Source organism: Actinocrinis sp. (genome assembly GCF_035605935.1).
In the GTDB taxonomy this organism is placed as follows: Bacteria; Actinomycetota; Actinomycetes; order Streptomycetales; family Catenulisporaceae; genus Actinocrinis.
In genome coordinates this window covers 53,057-70,309 of record NZ_DATNGK010000203.1, presented here as the reverse complement: position 1 = coordinate 70,309, position 17,253 = coordinate 53,057, and the positions used below count along the sequence as shown (strand labels likewise).

Genomic DNA, 17,253 nt, shown 5'->3' with positions numbered 1-17,253 from the left:
GTTGTATTCGGTGGCCCAGTCGTAGCCGGTGTTGCCGACGCCGCCCTTGCCGGTGGTGTCGGGCGGGTTGTTGGTGCCACCGGCCAGAATCGAGCCGACGTCGTCGCCGACCAGGATCTTCTGCATGCAGGCGGGGTTCGGCATGTTCCAGCCGTTGTCCCCGCAGGTGGCGCTGTTCGAGTCGGTGAGCGTCGTGACCAGTTGCTGGTCCATCTGGCCGACCTTCTCCGACAGCGTCATGGCGCGCAGGAGCGCGTCGACCCGGACCGCCGTCGGCCGGCTCTGGTCCAGCCACGGCGCGACGGACGAGCCTGCGGCGGAGTTGTTCATGAGTACGGGCACCGCGACGCCGGCCGCTGTCACCGCGGCGGTGGCGATGGCGACGGTCCTGCTGCGTCTGCGGGGATGCGGGCTTACCTCGCCCGAAACGGACATGGCGCGACCTCCTCGTGCAATGAGAGTCCTGCTGTTCAGGTCTGAGGAAGGCGGAGCTTGGGAGCCGTTAATTCGCGCTGTGATTTAACCGATTGGCGCGCGCTGCGTCAAGAAGTAGGACGACTGCCCGATTCGTACAGCTTTGCGCGCTCCAAGACGGGGTCTTATATCAGGGTCTCCCGTCGTCGTATGCTCGCTCGCAGGAAATGCCGCTGGTCCGTCCGCGAACCGGCGGCGGCGCGTCGCCGTCAGAAGGGCAGCACCGTGTCGCATCGCCCCGCGTGGGCCCCGGACGAGATCGACCTGGAACGTCCGGCACCCGCTCGAATGTACGACTACTACCTGGGTGGATCACACAATTTCGCCGCCGATCGGGAGCTGGCGGAAAAGGCCCTCGGCGCCTGGCCGGAGCTGCCTCAGGTGACCCGCGCGAACCGAGCGTTCCTGCGCCGGGCGGTCACCTTCCTGGCGCGCGAGGGGATCACCCAGTTCCTCGATCTCGGCTCCGGGATCCCGACCGTGGGAAACGTGCACGAGATCGTGGCCGCGCTCAACCCGAAGGCGCGCACCGTCTACGTGGACAGCGATCCGGTCGCGGTCTCCCACAGCCGCGTCCTGCTGGCCGACACGCCGAACGCCAGGTTCGTCCACGCCGACATGCGAGATCCGGCGCGAGTGCTGGCCGATCCCGCGTTGGACGGTTTCCTGGACTTCAATGAGCCGGTTGCGGTGCTGATGTTCGCGGTGCTGCACTTCGTGCCAGATGTCGACGACCCGGCCGCGATCGTGGCCGCATATCGCGAGCCGAGCGCGCCGGGCTCTTATCTGGCGGTCAGTCACGCCACGCGCGACTATCTGCCGGAGCGCAGCCGCGACCTGGAGCAGGTCTACTCCCGCTCCAGCGCGACGATGACCATGCGCAGCCACGCCGAGATCACCGCGCTGATGCGCGGATACGAACTCGTACCGCCCGGCCTCACCGACATGACCCGCTGGCGTCCGGACGAGGAGAACGCGCTGCCGGACCCGCTCGGCGGCGACGTGGAGCGGTACTCAGGTTACGGCGCCGTGGGGCGGCGCGAGTGAGCGAGAGCGCCGGGGCCCTGCCGTCCGCGTGGGCGGCGGCCCTGGCCGCAGCGGGCTCCGTGCCGATGAGCGCGGCCGAGACCAGGGCGCTGGCCGCGGTGCTCGCGGAGTGGGTCGGCGACGCGCTGAGCGATCCGGTCGACTCGCGCAAGGCAGGCATCGCGGTCGGCGCCGCGCTGATCGACTCGCACCACACCCAGCCCGAATCGCTCGCCGCATCGATCACGGTGCTGTCCGATCATCTGCCCACCGGGATCGACCCCGCCGTGCGCACCGCGCTCTACGCGGGCCTCGCCGCCGGCTACGCCGAAGGGCTGCGCGACCGCACCCGCCGCGAGCAGGAATCGATCCGCATCGCAGTGCTCGACGCGCACCGCACCGGGGAGGCCCGCTTCCGGGCGGTGTTCCGCGGCGCGGTGCTCGGTATCGGGATCGCGGACGGCGAGGGCCGGATCCTGGAGATCAACGAGCCGCTCGCGCGGATTCTCGGCTTGGACGCGAAAGCCGCCCGCGGCTTGGCGATCAGCTCCCTGCGGCGGCCCACCGACCCGGCGGACTACTGGGATCAGTACCACGCGCTGCTGGCCGGGCGGCGGCGGCAGATGACCGGCGAGAAAGCGTTCGTGCGGCCCGACGGCGAGGTCATCTGGGCGCGTATGCGAGCCAGCACCGTGATCGGCGACGACGGCAAGACGGCGCTGGTGGTCGGCCTGTTCGAGGACATCACCGAACGGCGCGAGATGACCGAGCTATTGCGCCACCAGGCCACCCACGACCCGCTCACCGGCCTGCCCAACCGCACCCAGCTGCTCGAACAGCTCACCGCCACGCTGGATGGGGACGAAGCGAGCCGAATAGCCGTGTGCTTCCTCGACATCGACGGATTCAAGGCGGTCAACGACACCCTCGGCCACGACGCCGGTGACCGGCTGCTCGTCCAGGTCGCCACGCGGTTGCGCGAGGCCGTCGAGCCGCAGGGTCATCCGGTGGCCCGGATGGGCGGCGACGAGTTCGTCATCCTGCTGCCGGACACCGCCGGTCCGCAGAGCGCGATCGAGGTGGCCGAGCGGGTCCTCGAAGCGATCCGCCAACCGATCGTGCTCGACGGGCGCGAGCTGACCGTCACCGCGAGCGTCGGCATCGTGGAGCAACCGGTCACCGGCGCCGGCCCGAGTGAGGTGCTGCGTGCCGCCGACATCACGCTGTATTGGGCCAAGGCGGCTGGGCGCGACCGCTGGGCGCTGTTCGACCCGCAGCGCAACGCCAGGCAGGTCGCGCGCTACGCGCTCTCGCAGGAGCTGCCCGGCGCGCTGGAGCGCGGCGAGCTGTTCCTGGAGTATCAGCCCATCGTGGACTTGGCCGACCAGCGGGTCCGGTCGTTCGAGGCGCTGGTGCGCTGGAACCATCCGGAGCACGGGCTGCTTGGCCCCGGCCGTTTCGTGGCGCTGGCCGAGGAGACCGGCGTCATCGTGGCGCTCGGCCGCTGGGTGTTGCACCGCGCGGTCGCCGAGGCGGCGACCTGGCCGCGGCCGCCCGACGGCGCGCCGGTGACCGTTTCCGTGAATGTGGCGGTGCGTCAGGTGCGCGACCCCGGGCTGGTGCAGGAGGTCCGCGCCGCGCTGGACGCCGGAGGACTGCCGCCGGCCCGCCTCCAGCTGGAGCTGACCGAGAGCGCGGTGATGGAGCCGGGCAAGCGCGGCCGGCCCGCGGTGCAACGCCTGCGGGAGCTGTCCGACCTCGGCGTCCGCATCGCGATCGACGACTTCGGCACCGGCTACTCGAACCTGGCCTATCTGCGCAGGCTGCCCGCGCACACGCTGAAAATCGACTCCTCGTTCGTCAAAGGACTCATACCCACGGCCGGCGCGGGTGACGGCGCGGCGCAGGAAAGCTCCGAGGAACCGATCGTCAGCAGCCTGATCAACCTGGCCCGGGCGTGCGGCATGATGGTGATCGCGGAGGGCGTGGAAACCGCGGCGCAGGCCGAGACGCTGCGCAAGCTCGGCGCGGACACCGGGCAGGGCTACTACTTCGCCCGCCCGCTGCCCGCCGACCAGGTTCCCGGCGTGATCCTGTCCGGATTCGGCGAGGCGGACCGCCAGTAAGAACCGGCGGCCCGCCGCTCGCGGTCGTGCTCTGGTGCGGTTACAGCCCAGGCCAGCTCGGGAAGCTGGCGCAGCTGGGCACGCTGCCGGAGCCGGTGAAGCTGGTCACCGTCACGCCGGTGCCCGAGGGCGCGATGTTGGCGTTGTAGATCTTGATGTTCGCGTACTGCGCGGTGACCTTGGTGGCGTCCAGTTGGACGTTCTCCAGGGTCAGGCCGAGCGGATACGCGGCGGAGTAGCCGTCGAGGGTCGACTTGCCCGAGGAGGAGCTGACCGACTTCAGGCCATTGATGGTGATGTTGGCGAAGTTCGGCACGGTCGAGCCGTTCCCGCTCAGGTACTGCGGATCGATCAGGATCAGGTGCTCGACTCCGGTCTCGCAGGTGTTGACGAAACTGACGCCGGAGACCGTACCGCCGAAGCTGGTGTCGCTCTTGACCCGCACGCCGTTGTTGCTGGAGGCGGTGTTGCCGTGGATGTCCTTGCCGCCGTGGATGTAGTTGCCGGAGAAGGTCACGTCCTGCACGCCGCCGTTGGTCTGGCTGCCGACCGACAGGCCGTGGATGCCCCAGAAACTGGTGTTGCTGACGGTGACGTGGCTCGCGGCGCCGCCCGCGTCGGCCTTGACCGCGATCCCGTCGTCACCGGTGTTGATATAGCTGTCGGTGATCAGGACATTGCTAGCGCTGTCGGGGTCGAAGCCGTCGGTGTTGCGCGCGTTGTCCGGATTGTCGATCCGCACGCCCCAGGCGGTGAACCCGCTGCCGCCGTCCAGCAGCACGTTGAACATCGGCGAGTTGGTCAGGCTGATGTGGTACATCGTCACGCTCGACGCGCCGAAGACCGTGATCAGCTTCGGGTTCTCCTGCTGCGTGGTGGTCTTGCTGTGCGCCGATTCGGCCAGCGCCCACCACGTGGTGCTGGTGCCGAGCATGTCCTGGTCGCCGCGGCCGTTGATGACGCCTTGGCTCCCGGAGCCGTTCTGGGTGCCCATGATCCCGGAGTTGTTGCCGCGCACCGCGATGAACGGAACGCACCCGGTCGCGGTTCCGAGCGTGCTGCCATCAGAAGCGCCGAGCGTGCCGCACTTCGGCTGGCCGGAGACCTGGTAGTCGGCGGGATTGCGGGAGGCGTAGAGCGTGACGCCGGAGTCGACCAGCAGCACCTCGCCGGCGTTGACTGTGAGCGGGCCGGAGAGGAAGGCGTTGTTGCCGCCGCTCGCGGTCAACTCGACCGCCTTGCCGGTTCCGGTGCAGCTGTTGAGCGCCGCCTGGATGCGCGCGGTGTCAGGGGGCGAGGACTCCTGCGCACTGGTGAACTGCTCGTTGGCCGGCTTCGCCAGCTGGGCGGACAGCGGGGTACAGGTGCCGGGCACGCTCGGCTCGCCCGGCTGCGGCGGCGTCGGGCTCGAACTCGCTGACGGCGACGCGCTCGCGCTGGCACTCGCGCTCGCACTCGTGGTGCCGGTGGCGCTCGGCGTCGGGGTGGTACCCGAGGCCGCGTTGAGAGTCCACTGCTTCGTGATGCTGCTGTCGCAGCTGTTCTGCACCACCGCGGTTCCGGCGGACGTGCCGCTGCCGGAGGCGTTCATGCACTTGGCGCTGTTGACGTCGATCAGCTGGTAGTTGGTGCCGCTGGCGTTGAGCGTCCACTGCTGGTTCGCGGAGCCGTCACAGGTCTGCTGCTGCACCGCCTTGCCCGCGCTGGTCGAGGCCGCCGCGATGCCCAGGCACAGCCCGCTGACCGGCGAGGTGATCGTGTAACCGGTGCTCGCGCTGGTCAGCGTCCACACCTGGTTGGCTGACCCGGCGCAGGTCTGCAGGTCGAGCGGCGCGCCGGCGGACGTGCTGGAGCCGGGCAGGTCCAGGCACAGATGGGTGCTCCCGGCGTTGACGATGGTGTAGCTGCCCGGCCCGGCTGCCGCGCTCGCCGCGGTCGGCAGCACCACGACCGCGAGAGCGCCGACGAGAGTGGCTGCGGTCGCAGCGGCCACGGCTGCGAGCGCGCGGGTAGATCTGGTTCCTTTTCGGAACCTCATGAGAGAACCTCCACGGCCAATGCTTATAAGGGGGCGAATATGGCCGCCACCCTCATAACGGCCGTGCGCGAAAAACTTCGCGATGAGGAAAGTACGTCAGCCGCCGCGCCTTGGCAAGAAGGGAATCAGATCACGATCTCGGCGATGTCAGGTCCCATCGCCTTCGGGTTGCCGAACTCGATGCTGTTCAACCCGCTGTTGAGATGCACCGTCAGCGTGAGCGTCTGCGCGGTGTTCCACTGTCCATTGGAGGTGAAGAAGACGTCGACGGACGCGCTGTCCACCGTCACGATGGCGTCGCGGCCGCCGGAGGCGTCGCCGTCGGCGTAGGCGATGGTCAGCGTGTAGCTGCCCGCGACCGAGGCCTTCACGTTCGGGAAGGTCAGGGTGCTGCCGCCGCCGACGTGCCGGACCTTCGTGCCGTCGGGACAGCCGGAGCAGGGGCCGATGTACGTGCCGTCGGCCAGGATGTTCGCGGGGGAATCGCCCTCGTATGCCGTCGGTGCGAGGCGGGTCGGCGACGGTGCGGCGGAGACACGGATCGTGCTCGCCGGCGCGCTCGGCGTCGCCGAGACAGAGGTCGCGCTCGGGCTCGGGTTTGTGCCGAAGGCGCCGTTGGACGTTGGCAGGGTCGCCGGGTTCGTCGGGCCGATGACCGGGACGACGGCGGGCGGCGGCGTGCCGCGGTTGTTCCCGGTGTGGCCAAGGATGCCAACGGCGATGACGCCGCCGACCACCGCACCGAGAAGTGCAGCGGCTGAGGCCAGCCGAGAGAGTGGAACGCCTCGCAAAAGCCGGCGCGGCGGGTATTGGAACTGCACGTCCTGATCCTGTTCATATCCGGCCGCACCGGATGAATTGCGCTTGCTAAACGTTGCTCGCTCCCTCCAGACGCAGAGCGGTCACCCATCATGGCGGCGGTACCCGGTTGATCACAAGGCCCTGTGCCATCAACTGACGCTTACTCAGGAACGCCGCCCAAAAGCGCTCAGAAGCCCCGATGAAACGGCGACTGTAACGCTTGTCGGCGCTTTCACGGGCGCGTAGCGTGACCAGCGGTCATGTTTCTGAATTCAATTCACATATGTGAAAGACGAGGTTGGCCACCATGCCCATCGCTCAACGACGACGCACGGCGCCCGCCACCACCGCCCTCACCCTTGCAGCGCTCTGTTGCACCGGCACCGCAGGTGCTGCCGCGATACCCGACGCGCCGGTCGCGCCGCCCGCCGCCCCGCCGGCGCAAGTGACTCTCACCATTGACACCGCGCACCCTTATGGTGCGCTGCCGCAGGATTTCGTAGGCCTTTCCTACGAAATGCGAGAACTCGGCGTCGGCAATTTCGACGCGGGCACCGGCAACCTGGTCAACCTGCTGCGCACCCTCGGCTCCGGCAACCTGCGCATCGGCGGCAACACCCTCGACCGTGACACCCTCTGGGAGCCTGCCGGACAGCCCCCGCCGCAACCGCTGCCCACCTGGGTCAAGGACGTCGTCGGCCCGGCCGACATCGCGCGGCTCGGTCACTTCGTCGACGCCACCGGTTGGCGCACCGAGGTTGGCATCAACCTCGGGCACTACGACGCTTCGCTGGCTACCGACGAGGCAGCCACGCTCAAGTCCATGCTGGGAAGTAAGTTGCTCGGCGCCGCGTGCGGCAACGAACCGAACGACTGGGCCCACAACGGCCTGCGTACCGCGCCCTACGGCTACCCGCAGTACCTCCCGGATTGGCAGGCCTGCGCCGCGGCAGCCGGAAACACGCCGCTGGTCGGACCAGATGTCAGCTCGCCGACCACCACTGGCGCCTGGGTCTCCCAGTTCGCGGCGGCCGAAAAGAACCGGCTCAACCTGCTCACGATCCACGGCTACAGCGTCTCGGGCGGATCGACCGCGACCCAGCTGCTCTCGCCGCAGACCGACGCGAGCGAGGTCGCGAACGTGTCGCAGGAACTCGCGGGCGCACGCGCCGCCGGCCTGCCGATCCGCATCGATGAGACCAACTCGGCCGCGGGCGGCGGCATCACCGCAGTCAGCGACACGTACGCCTCGGCGCTGTGGTCGCTGGATTACAGCCTGCTGATGGCGCAGGACGGATTCAATGGCCTGAACTTCCACGGCGGCCTCGGCGTGTGCGACGCTCCGCTGTACAACGGCAAGTTCCAGATCTACACGCCGATCTGCGCCGCCAACGCGACTGACGAGACCGCCAAGATCTACACCGCGGCGCCCGAATACTACGGCCTCTACCTGGCCGATCGCATGGGCGCCGGCCGGTTCCTGCCGGTGCGGATTTCCAGCGGCGGCTCCGGGACCGCGCCGAACCTGACCGCGTACGCGGTGCGCGGTGACGACGGCAAGATCAGGGTCGCCGTCATCGAGAAGGACGCCACCACTGCTGCGTCGGTGAACATCGCCATCCGCTTCACCGGCGGCCGCTCTGGTGCGAGCGCGACCGTCGTGCACTTGACCGGCAAATCGCTCGCCAGCGCTCAGGGCGTGCAGATCCAGGGCGTGAGCGTCGACCGCGCCGGCCGACTGCCCTATCGCCCGGCCAACAGGCTGCGTGTCCACAACGGCACGCTCGCCCTGGCGGTCGCATCGGGCAGCGCCGACCTCATCACCCTGTGAGCCATTGCTCCGGTGGGTGATGAGGTCGACGCGGCCAGGGTTCGTCGTACTGCCCTGCTGTCTTACCGTCTACTGTCCTACTGAGCAGTCCACTTCTGGTTTGCTCCGCCGTTGCACGTGTACAGGATCAGCTTGGCGAGGTTCGCGGTGCTGGCGCTCTGGACGGTGATGCACTTGCCGGACTGGGCGCCGACGAAGGTGCCGGCGGCCGAGTTGTAGGTCCAGTTTTGATTGGCACCGCCGTTGCAGGTGTAAATCTCGACGGCGGTGCCGTTCGTGGTCTGGTTGTTGTGGGCGTCGAAGCACTTGCCCTCGACCTGCACCGTGCTGCCGCTGATCGCGATCGACTGGTTCGCGCCGCCGTTGCAGGTGTAGATCTCCAGCTGGGTGCCGTCGGTGGTGCTGGAGTTGTTGTCGTCGATGCACTTGCCGGACTGCGCGCCGACATAGGCGTGGCCGCCGCCTCCGCCCCCGCCGGTGCTTGCGCCGGTGATCTTGTTGAAGGTCTTGGAGTAGGCGTAACCGGTGCCCTTGTCGTAGCCGTCGACCTCCCAGAAGGCCAGTTCCTGCACGCCGTGGCTCGCGGCGAAGCTCTCCAGCGTGCCGGCGTTGGACTGGGTGAAGTTCTCGTTGTCGTCGTTGTGCCCGGCGATCGGCGTGAGCCCGAGCATGTTCCAGGCCTGCGACGAGGAGACGCCGTAGACCGATTCGAGCTGCGGCACGGTCCCGTTCGCCGCGGACTCGGCGTCGGCCAGCGCGTTCTGCCCGTCGCCGAAGTCCATCGTCATGATGTTGACGAGGTTGACCTTCACGCCCTTGCTCTTGGCGCCCTTGAGCAGATTGACCGCGTTGGACTCGAGGCCGGTGGGGTCGACCGGCACGGTGAAGTCGATCTGCACGTTGGGCTCTGCGGCCTGCAGCGCGGCGAGCGCCTGGGCGCGGCGGGTGTTGGAGGTGGTGTCGTCCAGCACGCTGCCTTCGATGTCGAAGTCGAGCCGTGTGACGCCGTAGGTGTCCACCACCTTCTTGTAGGCGGCGGTCAGGTTCGACACCGAGGTGCAGGTCTGGGCCAGCTCGCCGCCGGCTTCTCCGCCGAAGGAGATAATTACGTTGCCGCCGGCCGATTTCAGCGAGTTGATCTGGCTGCTGAACGCGCCGACCGAGTCGCCGCCGTCCTCCCATTCGGGCGTGCAGCCGGACTTCGGGGTCAGGAAGGCCAGCGTGTAGAACTTGTCGCCGCTCGCGGACAGGTCAGCGGCCATGTCGCCCGCGTCGCCGCTGGCGATCTGTAGGTAGGGGGCCGCGTAGTGCGCCGGGAAGGTTCCGGCCGCGTTCGCGGAGTTCGCACCGAGGGCGACCAGGCCGACCGGTACGAGGGTTGATACTGCCGCGAGTGCGGCGAGCGTGGGCAGCTTGCGCATGACTGCGGGCTCCGTCCCAGGGAAAACGGGTGGGTGCGTGGCTGTGTGGCTGATGAACGTGTGGATGTGGGATTGGCGCACCGTGCGCCGGGCGGCAACCCGGCGCACGGTTAGGAAAGTTCCCTTACTAGATGTGGGACGGTACGCGGTCCGCTACCGCGCGTCAATACACGAGTCAATACGTAGGCGAAATCCGGGTAGCTGGCCGCTTGAGGTCTGCGCGATGTGGTGGTAGTTGGCTGCCATGGAGCCGGCGACTACGAGCACGGTGATGATGACGATGACTTGGAATGCTGCGGCGACTACCGCACGCCGAGTCCAAGCCAACACTCCGACGAGTACCAAAAGCGCGCACGCAATCGCCGCGCCGGTCAGCACCTGCCCCTCCTGCTTCGCGGCGAGGCCCTGGGCCACCTGCTGGGGTTCACTCCAGCTTTGGAATCCGATGCCGATCGCGGCCATGAATGCGATGCCCACGATGAACAGGTCTGCGATCAACACGCCAACGAAATAGAACGCGCTGTTTGTCGGGTGTGGCGCACCCGCTGCCGGCTTGCGCCGCGACTGCGATTGCCAGCGCTGCCACTCCGACTGGTCTATGTCCCGATTGCCACTCATGTCATCCCTCGCAGCTGGCCCGCAGTCCCCGAAGCCCCGCACCGGAGTTTGGCACGTAGTGCGCTCGGGTGGCGTTACTGGCCGGTAGCGACTTGGTCGCGGTTGCCGCTCAGACTGAGATCCGGCTCATGGCGCGCCCGAGCCCCGGCCCACCCGGTCGTGGCTACCGTGATCAACGCCGCGGTGAGGATCGCGCCGCCCTCCGCGGGCCGCAGCAAGCCGGCGGTGGAACCGATGGTGACCGCGGCTACCGGCACACCGAGCTGTGCGGCGGCCAGAACGGCCAGCGCAAGCGGTTGGCGCAGCAGGACCGCTGCCGCGTGAGCCGCGACGCTCGCCATTGCCAGGACGCCGGCCAGCGCGATCATCCGCGGATGTGCGGCCAAAGCACGCAGGTCCAGCGACGCGCCGAGCCACACGAAGAACACCGGGCCGAGAAAGCCGTCGGTGACCGCGAACAACTGGCGGGCCAACCGGTGCGGCGCGCCCTGCGCCGCGAGCGCGAGCCCGGCGGCGAATCCTGCGAGCATCACCGACACGCCGAGCCGCTGCGCCAACCCGGCCAGCGCGAAAACCGTGATCAGCTGCACCCGAAGCTCGAGCCCGAAGTGCATTCGACGGCTGAGCTTGCGCATCCGAGTCAGCAGTCCGCGCCGCCCGACCGCCCGAGTGACCAACAGCAGGACTGCGCCCGCGCCCAGCACGGCCAGCACTCCGAGCGCGGCCCGGCCGGCGCGTTCCGGCTGCTCGGCGAGCGGCAGCAGCACGATGCAGGCGGTGTCCGCGATAGCCACGTGCACGATCGTGGCGAGCACCGGCGGCGCATCCAGCTGCGCCTCATCGATCACCGGCATGATCAGCGCCGCCGAACTGGAAGCGAAGAGCACGGCGTACAGCAGCGCGTGTCCGGTGCCGAAGAGCGCCGCGACGCCGTAACCCGCGGCCACCGCGAGCGCCCCGGTGAACAGCGCCAGCAGCGCGCCGCGGCGCAGAGCCAGGCGCAGCGCCGGATCTCGCAGCGGCACATGGCTGCCCGCCACGAGCATGATCAGTCCGAAGCCCGCCGAGGCGAGGAAAGAGAGCACCGGCTCGCCCGGATCGATCCAGCGCAGTCCGGTACGCCCCGCCGCCACGCCGGCCGCGATCTCGCCGACAGCGACCGGGATACCGGCCCGCTTCGCAGTGGCCAGCAGCGGCCCGGCCAGCCCGAGCGCGAGGACCAGCGCCAACCCGGCCAGGCTCACCGCGCCGCGCCTCCATCCCCTGCTGTCGCCCCTGTGCTGGTGACATCGTGACAGGTACCGCACTTGCCGACGTAGAGCACGCCGCGACTCGCGCGTAAAGCCGCGTCCCGATTGCGCAGTCCAGCCCGATCCGGCAGTGCAGCTCAGTCGAGCCGCACGGTCAGCAGCACCAGCGTGTCGCGCTCGGCGAGCAGCCGGTGACTTTCCTGCGGAATGGCTACCGCGTCGTCCGCGCGCAGCCGCCACTCGCGGTCGCCGGTCGCGAGCGTGGCCTCGCCGCTGAGGCAGGCGATGGTGGCGGAACCCGGCGCCTGATGCTCCGCCAGTTCCCGGCCCGCGGCGAGTGCGAGCAGCGTGGTGCGCAGGCCGGGCAGCGCGATGATCGTGCGGGCGGCGCGTCCGGAGCCCGCGGCGCGGGCTTCGTCGAGCAACCGGTCGCCAAAGGTCCGCAGCGGCACGACCTCGGCCGCGCCGTTTGCATCATCACCCTGAGCTGAGCTGTTCGCGCTGGTCATCCGACTGGCTCCTATCCGCTCCCGCGCTGTGGATACCGACCTGTTCTATTGTCGTCGCATGTGTCGCTGCGGCTGTCGCAGGACTCGGTGAGCGGCCCGCAGGTGGGTAGGCGGCGTCGAACCGGCCCGGGAGTCCAGCCGTACTCAAGGTCGAGCAGCACACCGACGAAGGAGGCGCAGCATGGAGGCATCGGCGCAGATCGGGGTCACCGGGTTGGCGGTGATGGGCCGGAATCTGGCCCGCAATTTCGCCCGGCACGGCTACACGGTCGCGGTGCACAATCGCACCCCCTCGCGCACCCGGGCGCTGATCGAGCAGTACGGACACGAGGGCACGTTCGTGCCGGCCGAGTCTGCGGAGGACTTCGTGGCGGCGTTGGAGCGTCCCCGCCGGCTGATGGTCATGGTCAAGGCCGGGGAGCCGACCGACGCGGTGATCGACGAATTCGCCCCGCTGCTGGACGAGGGCGACATGATCATCGACGGCGGCAATGCGCACTTCGCCGACACCCGCCGCCGCGAGGCCGCGCTGCGCGAACGCGGCATCCACTTCGTGGGCACCGGGGTCTCCGGCGGCGAGGAGGGCGCCCTGCACGGGCCCTCCATCATGCCCGGCGGCTCGACCGAGTCCTACGCCGTGCTCGGCCCGATGCTGGAGAAGATCAGCGCGAAGGTGGACGGCGACCCGTGCGCCACGCACATCGGCGCGGACGGCGCCGGGCACTTCGTGAAGATGGTGCACAACGGCATCGAATACGCCGACATGCAGCTGATCGCCGAGGCCTACCACCTGCTGCGCGAAGTCACCGAACTGAGCCCCGCGCAGATCGCCGAGGTCTTCCGGTCCTGGAACAAGGGGCGGCTCGATTCGTACCTGATCGAGATCACCGCCGAGGTTCTCGCGCACACCGACCCCGACACCGGCCGGCCGTTCGTGGACATCGTCAAGGATGCCGCGGAGCAAAAGGGCACCGGACGCTGGACCGTGCAGACCGCGCTGGACTTGGGCAGCCCGGTGACCGGGATCGCGCAGGCCACCTTCGCCCGCGTCGCCTCCTCGCGTGCCGAGCTGCGCGCGGCGTACCGTCCGCTGCCCGGCGGCACCCATCAGCCGCTGCGCGAGCATGAGACCGACCGCTTCACCAACCAGGTCGAGCAGGCCCTCTACGCCTCCAAGATCATCGCCTACGACCAGGGCTGGACGATGATCCGCGACGCCGCCGCCGAATACGGCTGGGACATCGACCTGGGCGCGGTGGCGAAGATCTGGCGGGGCGGCTGCATCATCCGTGCCGCGTTCCTCGACCGCATCCGCGCCGCCCATGCTGCCAACCCCGGCCTGGTCAGCCTGCTGGCCGAGGAACACTTCGCGGGCGAGATCGCCGACGCGCAGGTCCCCTGGCGGGAGGTGGTGGCCTCGGCGGCGCGCCGCGGTATTCCGGCTCCGGCGTTCACGGCCGCGCTCGCGTACTACGACACGCTGCGCTCCGAACGCCTGCCCGCCGCCCTCATCCAGAGCCAGCGCGACTTCTTCGGCGCGCACACGTATCAGCGTGTTGACCGCGAGGGGGCGTTCCACACCAAGTGGGCGGAACCCGACCGGCCCGAGGTCGAAGGCTGATCGATCAGCGCTCGACCGGCTCGTAGTCGAACCAGTCGAAGTGCACGGTGCCGGCCGCGGCATAGACCCCGATGACGCGGCCGGTGAAACCGCCGGCGACCTCGGTCGACAGGTATCTGCCGTCCAGCGTGGCGAGCGGCGTGAAACTGCCGTCGGGCTCGACGACGCCGAGCGACACGGTGTCCGGTCCGGTGCGCGAGTCGTGCAGCGTCTCGCGCCGCTGCGGCTCGACGCCGAGGATCACCGGGCCGGCCGGCACCTCCCGTTGCGCCACGACGCTGCGCAGCGGGCCGATCCGGGCGATCACCCGCACCGCACCATCAGCCGTCTCGATCTCGTAGTGATGCTGCTCGTCCAGGCGCACCGCGAGCCCGCCGCTGCCCTCGGAGGGGTCGATCAGGGCACGCACTCGGCAGTCAAAGTGCTGCTGCCGACGGCCGACGAACGTCACGTTCAAATCGTCCAGCGACCCGCCGCTCGCGCGAAGCGTGAGCCAACCCGGCCGCTCGCTCGTCGTGCACAGCTCGGCCGGCCGGTGGCGCAGCGAGACCCACCGCGGATGCAGCTCAGCGCCGTCGAAGTCGTCGCGCACCGGCTCGGCGGGAGTGGGGTGCAGCGGCCAGGGCAGGGCTGGCAGCTCGGTGGAGAGTTCGCCGACCACCGGCCAGTCGTCCACCCAGCTGACCGGAGCCAGGAAGGTCTCGCGGCCCAGCACGTGCCAGCCCGGCGTGCCGCCGCCCGGGCGCACCCCTAGCAGCACCATCCACCACGAACCATCAGGGCCCTGCACCAGGTCCGCGTGGCCGGTGTTCTGAATGGGATGATCGGTGCTGCGGTGGCTGAGGATCGGATTCGCCGGGCAGGGCTCGAACGGTCCGTCCGGCGCCGGGCCACGGGCGATCGAGACCCCGTGCCCGCGCTCCGTGCCGCCCTCGGCGATCATCAGGTACCACCAGCCGCCGATGTGGTAGAGGTGCGGGGCCTCCGGTGCCTTGGCCCCGGGCGTGCCGGACCAGATCCGGCGCGCCGCACCCTCGACCTTCCCGGTCTCCAGGTCCAGGCGCACCTGCCCGACCCCGGCCACTGTGCACCAGCAGACGCCGTCCTCGTCCCAAGCCAGGTCCGGGTCGATACCCGGCACCCCGGGCAGCATGGTCGGCTCGGACCAGGGGCCCGCCGGATCGGTCGCGGTCACCAGTAAATTGCCGCCGCCGTTGACGTTCGTCACGACCAGATGGAACCGGCCGTCGTGGTGCCGCAGCGTCGGGGCGTAGATCCCGCCGGATGAGTTCGTGCTCTGCGGCAGGACCAACTGGCTCGGCCGGTCCAGTACGTTGCCGATCTGCCGCCAGTGCACCAGATCCCGGCTGTGGAAGATCGGCAGGCCGGGGAAGTACTCGAAGCTGGAGCACGCCAGGTAGTAGTCATCGCCCACCCGGCACACGCTCGGGTCCGGAAAGAACCCAGCGACCACGGGATTCGCCGGCGCCGCCGTCTGGACGACGTCGCTGCGCTTGATCTTCTCTGAAGGCACGAGGCGCAAGCATAGAATCGAACCCGATATGCAACCAGACCGTTTCGCGGTCACTCTCTCCTTGCCACCGGGCGCGGCAGGCCCACATGGTCACGCAACGTACGGCCGGCGTACTCGGTGCGCGCGATGCCGCGGCGTTGCAGGATCGGGACGACGTGGTCGACGAACAGGTCGAGCTGGTCGGGCAGCACGTTCGGCATGAGAGTGAACCCGTCCGACGCCCCCGCCTGCCACCAGTTTGTGATCAGGTCGGCCATCGCCTCCGGGGTCCCGGTGAAATCGAGACCGCCGGGCAGCGCGGAAAGGCGCTGCGCCACCTCGCGGAAACTCTGCGGGCGCTGCGCGGCCATCTGGTAGATCGACGCGCCGAAGCTGGTCTTCGGCGCGGAATCGAGCAGGCTGACCGGGAACGGCTCGTCCGGCTCGATGCCGCGGTAGTCCAGCCCGGCGAGATTCGCCAGATTACGCCAGCGGAACTCGCCGCTCGCGGCCGCCTCAAGGCGCTGCTTGAGCGCTTCGGCCTCGGCGTCGCTGCTGCCGAGCAGGAAGGACAGGCCTGGCAGCACCCTGATGTGGTCGGGGTCGCGTCCGGCGGCCGCCGCCTGCGCGCGCAGGTGCTCGCGAAAGGCGCGGGAGCTTTCCGGATCGCTCTGCGGCGTGAAAACCGCGTCCGCGTACTTGGCGGCCAGCGCCACGCCGTCGGGGGAGGAGCCCGCCTGCGTCAGGAACGGATGCCCTTGCGGGGAGCGGGGGAAAGGCAGGTAGCTGGAGACCTGGAAGCGCTCGCCCTGGTGCCGCGGCGGATGCAGCTTCGCCGGGTCCGCCCACACGCCGGTCTGTTTCGACATCGGCGCCGCGTCGTCGTCCCAGGCGTCCCAGAGCTTGAGCACCACCTCCACGAACTCGTCGGCGCGCCGGTACCGGTCCGCGGTCGGCGGGTGCGGCTGGTCGCCGAAATTCCCGGCGGCCGCGGGCTCGACGGTGGTCACGATGTTCCACCCGGCCCGGCCGTGGCTCAGGAAGTCCAGTGTGGCCAAGCGGCGTGCGACGTCCCACGGGAAGCTGTACGTCGTCGAGACCGTAGAAATCAAACCGATCTGCTCGGTGGCCATGGCGACCGCCGAGAGCAGCTGAACCGGGTCGAGACCGGCTCCAGGCAGATATTCGGAACGGAACTCGGCCACCCCCGGACTGTCCGGCAGGAAGATCGAATCCAGCACGCCGCGCTCGGCGGTGCGAGCGAGACCGACGTAGTGGCCTGGGTCGAGCACCACTGCCGGATCGAGGGACGATACCCGCCAAGCGGACTCGTGATAACCGGAGTTGCGCAGGTACACGTTCAGGTTCAGATATCGCTGCTCTGCTTTCACGATTCGAAGCGTAGGACTGCGCGCGGGTTTGCGGGGTAAGCGGGTGCCGCTGCGATCACACGCAGTGGCGTCACTGGCTACGATGGACCGCGAGCCCAGGCAGCTCGGGCAAGGAGGAAAGGCGGCATGGCCGAGGCCCGTCCTTTGGACGTGCGAGTCCAGCGCGGCGCGCGCGACGGCACCACGGTCGTGCAGGCCGCCGGGGAACTGGACTTCACCTCGATCAACCGGCTGCGCGCCGTGCTTTTACCGCTGGTGGCGCGCGGCACCGTGGTGCTGGAGGCCACGGAGGTGACCTTCTGCGACTCGGCCGGGCTGCTGGCGATCCTGCAGGCGAACCGGGACGCGCGGGCGCAGGGCGCGGTGTTCCGGCTGGCCGCGCCGTCCGCCCCGCTGATCAGGGTGATCGAATTGGCCGGCGCGCTCGGCGTGCTCGAGGTGTTCCCCGACACCGAGGCGGCGCTGTCTGAATGAAGACCAGATGATCACCGTGCGGACATGCGGCGGTTTAGCGGCGTATTGCAGATTGAACGGCGACGGGGCACGCGCCGTGTGGACCGGGCACGGCAGCAAGCCCGAAAGGGCCAGTCTGGCGGAGACCGCAAACAGTGCGGAGCCGCTAGCGTGGACGGGG

Annotated in this window: 13 protein-coding genes and 1 pseudogene; 5 read left to right on the top strand and 9 right to left on the bottom strand. The window is 69.2% G+C overall.

Features of this window, described 5'->3' with window-relative positions; genetic code table 11:
- Positions 1–435 (bottom strand): annotated as a pseudogene (locus tag VN779_RS16445) (beta-glucosidase); the annotation flags it as partial.
- A 264-nt stretch (positions 436–699) separates the two neighbouring features.
- Here VN779_RS16445 and VN779_RS16440 point away from each other — a divergent pair.
- Together VN779_RS16440 and VN779_RS16435 are read left to right on the top strand one after the other, a co-directional pair.
- Positions 700–1,521 (top strand): SAM-dependent methyltransferase, encoded by an 822-nt coding sequence (locus VN779_RS16440; protein WP_325724195.1) that lies wholly within the window; start codon positions 700–702, stop codon positions 1,519–1,521.
- Positions 1,518–3,626, top strand: coding sequence for a putative bifunctional diguanylate cyclase/phosphodiesterase (locus tag VN779_RS16435; protein WP_325724194.1), 2,109 nt, complete (start codon positions 1,518–1,520; stop codon positions 3,624–3,626). Before VN779_RS16440 ends, VN779_RS16435 begins: the two co-directional genes overlap by 4 nt.
- Before the next feature lie 40 nt (positions 3,627–3,666).
- Here the strand turns inward: VN779_RS16435 and VN779_RS16430 are convergent, their stop codons facing one another.
- Together VN779_RS16430 and VN779_RS16425 are read right to left on the bottom strand one after the other, a co-directional pair.
- A complete protein-coding gene (locus VN779_RS16430; RefSeq protein ID WP_325724192.1) occupies positions 3,667–5,619 on the bottom strand; it encodes an RICIN domain-containing protein in 1,953 nt (650 codons plus the stop codon).
- Positions 5,620–5,789: 170 nt separating this feature from the next.
- A complete protein-coding gene (locus VN779_RS16425; RefSeq protein WP_325724190.1) occupies positions 5,790–6,485 on the bottom strand; it encodes a hypothetical protein in 696 nt (231 codons plus the stop codon).
- Positions 6,486–6,772: 287 nt separating this feature from the next.
- Between VN779_RS16425 and VN779_RS16420 the strand changes: the two genes are divergently transcribed.
- The gene (locus VN779_RS16420) at positions 6,773–8,296 is read left to right on the top strand and encodes a glycosyl hydrolase family 79 C-terminal domain-containing protein (protein ID WP_325724189.1); all 1,524 of its coding nucleotides are present in this window, start codon (positions 6,773–6,775) and stop codon (positions 8,294–8,296) included.
- Positions 8,297–8,373: 77 nt separating this feature from the next.
- Here VN779_RS16420 and VN779_RS16415 read toward each other — a convergent pair whose 3' ends face one another.
- From VN779_RS16415 to VN779_RS16400, 4 genes are all read right to left on the bottom strand, one after another.
- Entirely contained in the window at positions 8,374–9,717 is a 1,344-nt protein-coding gene (locus tag VN779_RS16415; RefSeq protein ID WP_325724187.1) for a ricin-type beta-trefoil lectin domain protein, read from the bottom strand.
- 153 nt (positions 9,718–9,870) lie between these two features.
- Complete coding sequence (locus tag VN779_RS16410; RefSeq protein WP_325724185.1) at positions 9,871–10,335, bottom strand: hypothetical protein; 465 nt, start codon at positions 10,333–10,335, stop codon at positions 9,871–9,873.
- 74 nt (positions 10,336–10,409) lie between these two features.
- Positions 10,410–11,579 (bottom strand): cation:proton antiporter, encoded by a 1,170-nt coding sequence (locus VN779_RS16405; RefSeq protein WP_325724183.1) that lies wholly within the window; start codon positions 11,577–11,579, stop codon positions 10,410–10,412.
- Positions 11,580–11,722: 143 nt separating this feature from the next.
- Positions 11,723–12,094, bottom strand: coding sequence for a cupin domain-containing protein (locus VN779_RS16400; RefSeq protein ID WP_325724181.1), 372 nt, complete (start codon positions 12,092–12,094; stop codon positions 11,723–11,725).
- 181 nt (positions 12,095–12,275) lie between these two features.
- Between VN779_RS16400 and gndA the strand changes: the two genes are divergently transcribed.
- A complete protein-coding gene (gene gndA, locus VN779_RS16395; RefSeq protein WP_325724179.1) occupies positions 12,276–13,715 on the top strand; it encodes an NADP-dependent phosphogluconate dehydrogenase in 1,440 nt (479 codons plus the stop codon).
- A 4-nt stretch (positions 13,716–13,719) separates the two neighbouring features.
- On the opposite strand, the gene VN779_RS16390 is transcribed toward gndA, so the two are convergent.
- Positions 13,720–15,249, bottom strand: coding sequence for a glycoside hydrolase family 43 protein (locus VN779_RS16390; protein WP_325724177.1), 1,530 nt, complete (start codon positions 15,247–15,249; stop codon positions 13,720–13,722).
- A 50-nt stretch (positions 15,250–15,299) separates the two neighbouring features.
- On the bottom strand, positions 15,300–16,619 hold the full coding sequence (locus VN779_RS16385; protein ID WP_325724176.1) for an NtaA/DmoA family FMN-dependent monooxygenase: 1,320 nt from the start codon (positions 16,617–16,619) through the stop codon (positions 15,300–15,302).
- Between the two features lie 126 nt (positions 16,620–16,745).
- Between VN779_RS16385 and VN779_RS16380 the strand changes: the two genes are divergently transcribed.
- Positions 16,746–17,093, top strand: coding sequence for an STAS domain-containing protein (locus VN779_RS16380; RefSeq protein ID WP_325724175.1), 348 nt, complete (start codon positions 16,746–16,748; stop codon positions 17,091–17,093).
- The last annotated feature ends 160 nt before the right edge of the window (positions 17,094–17,253 follow it).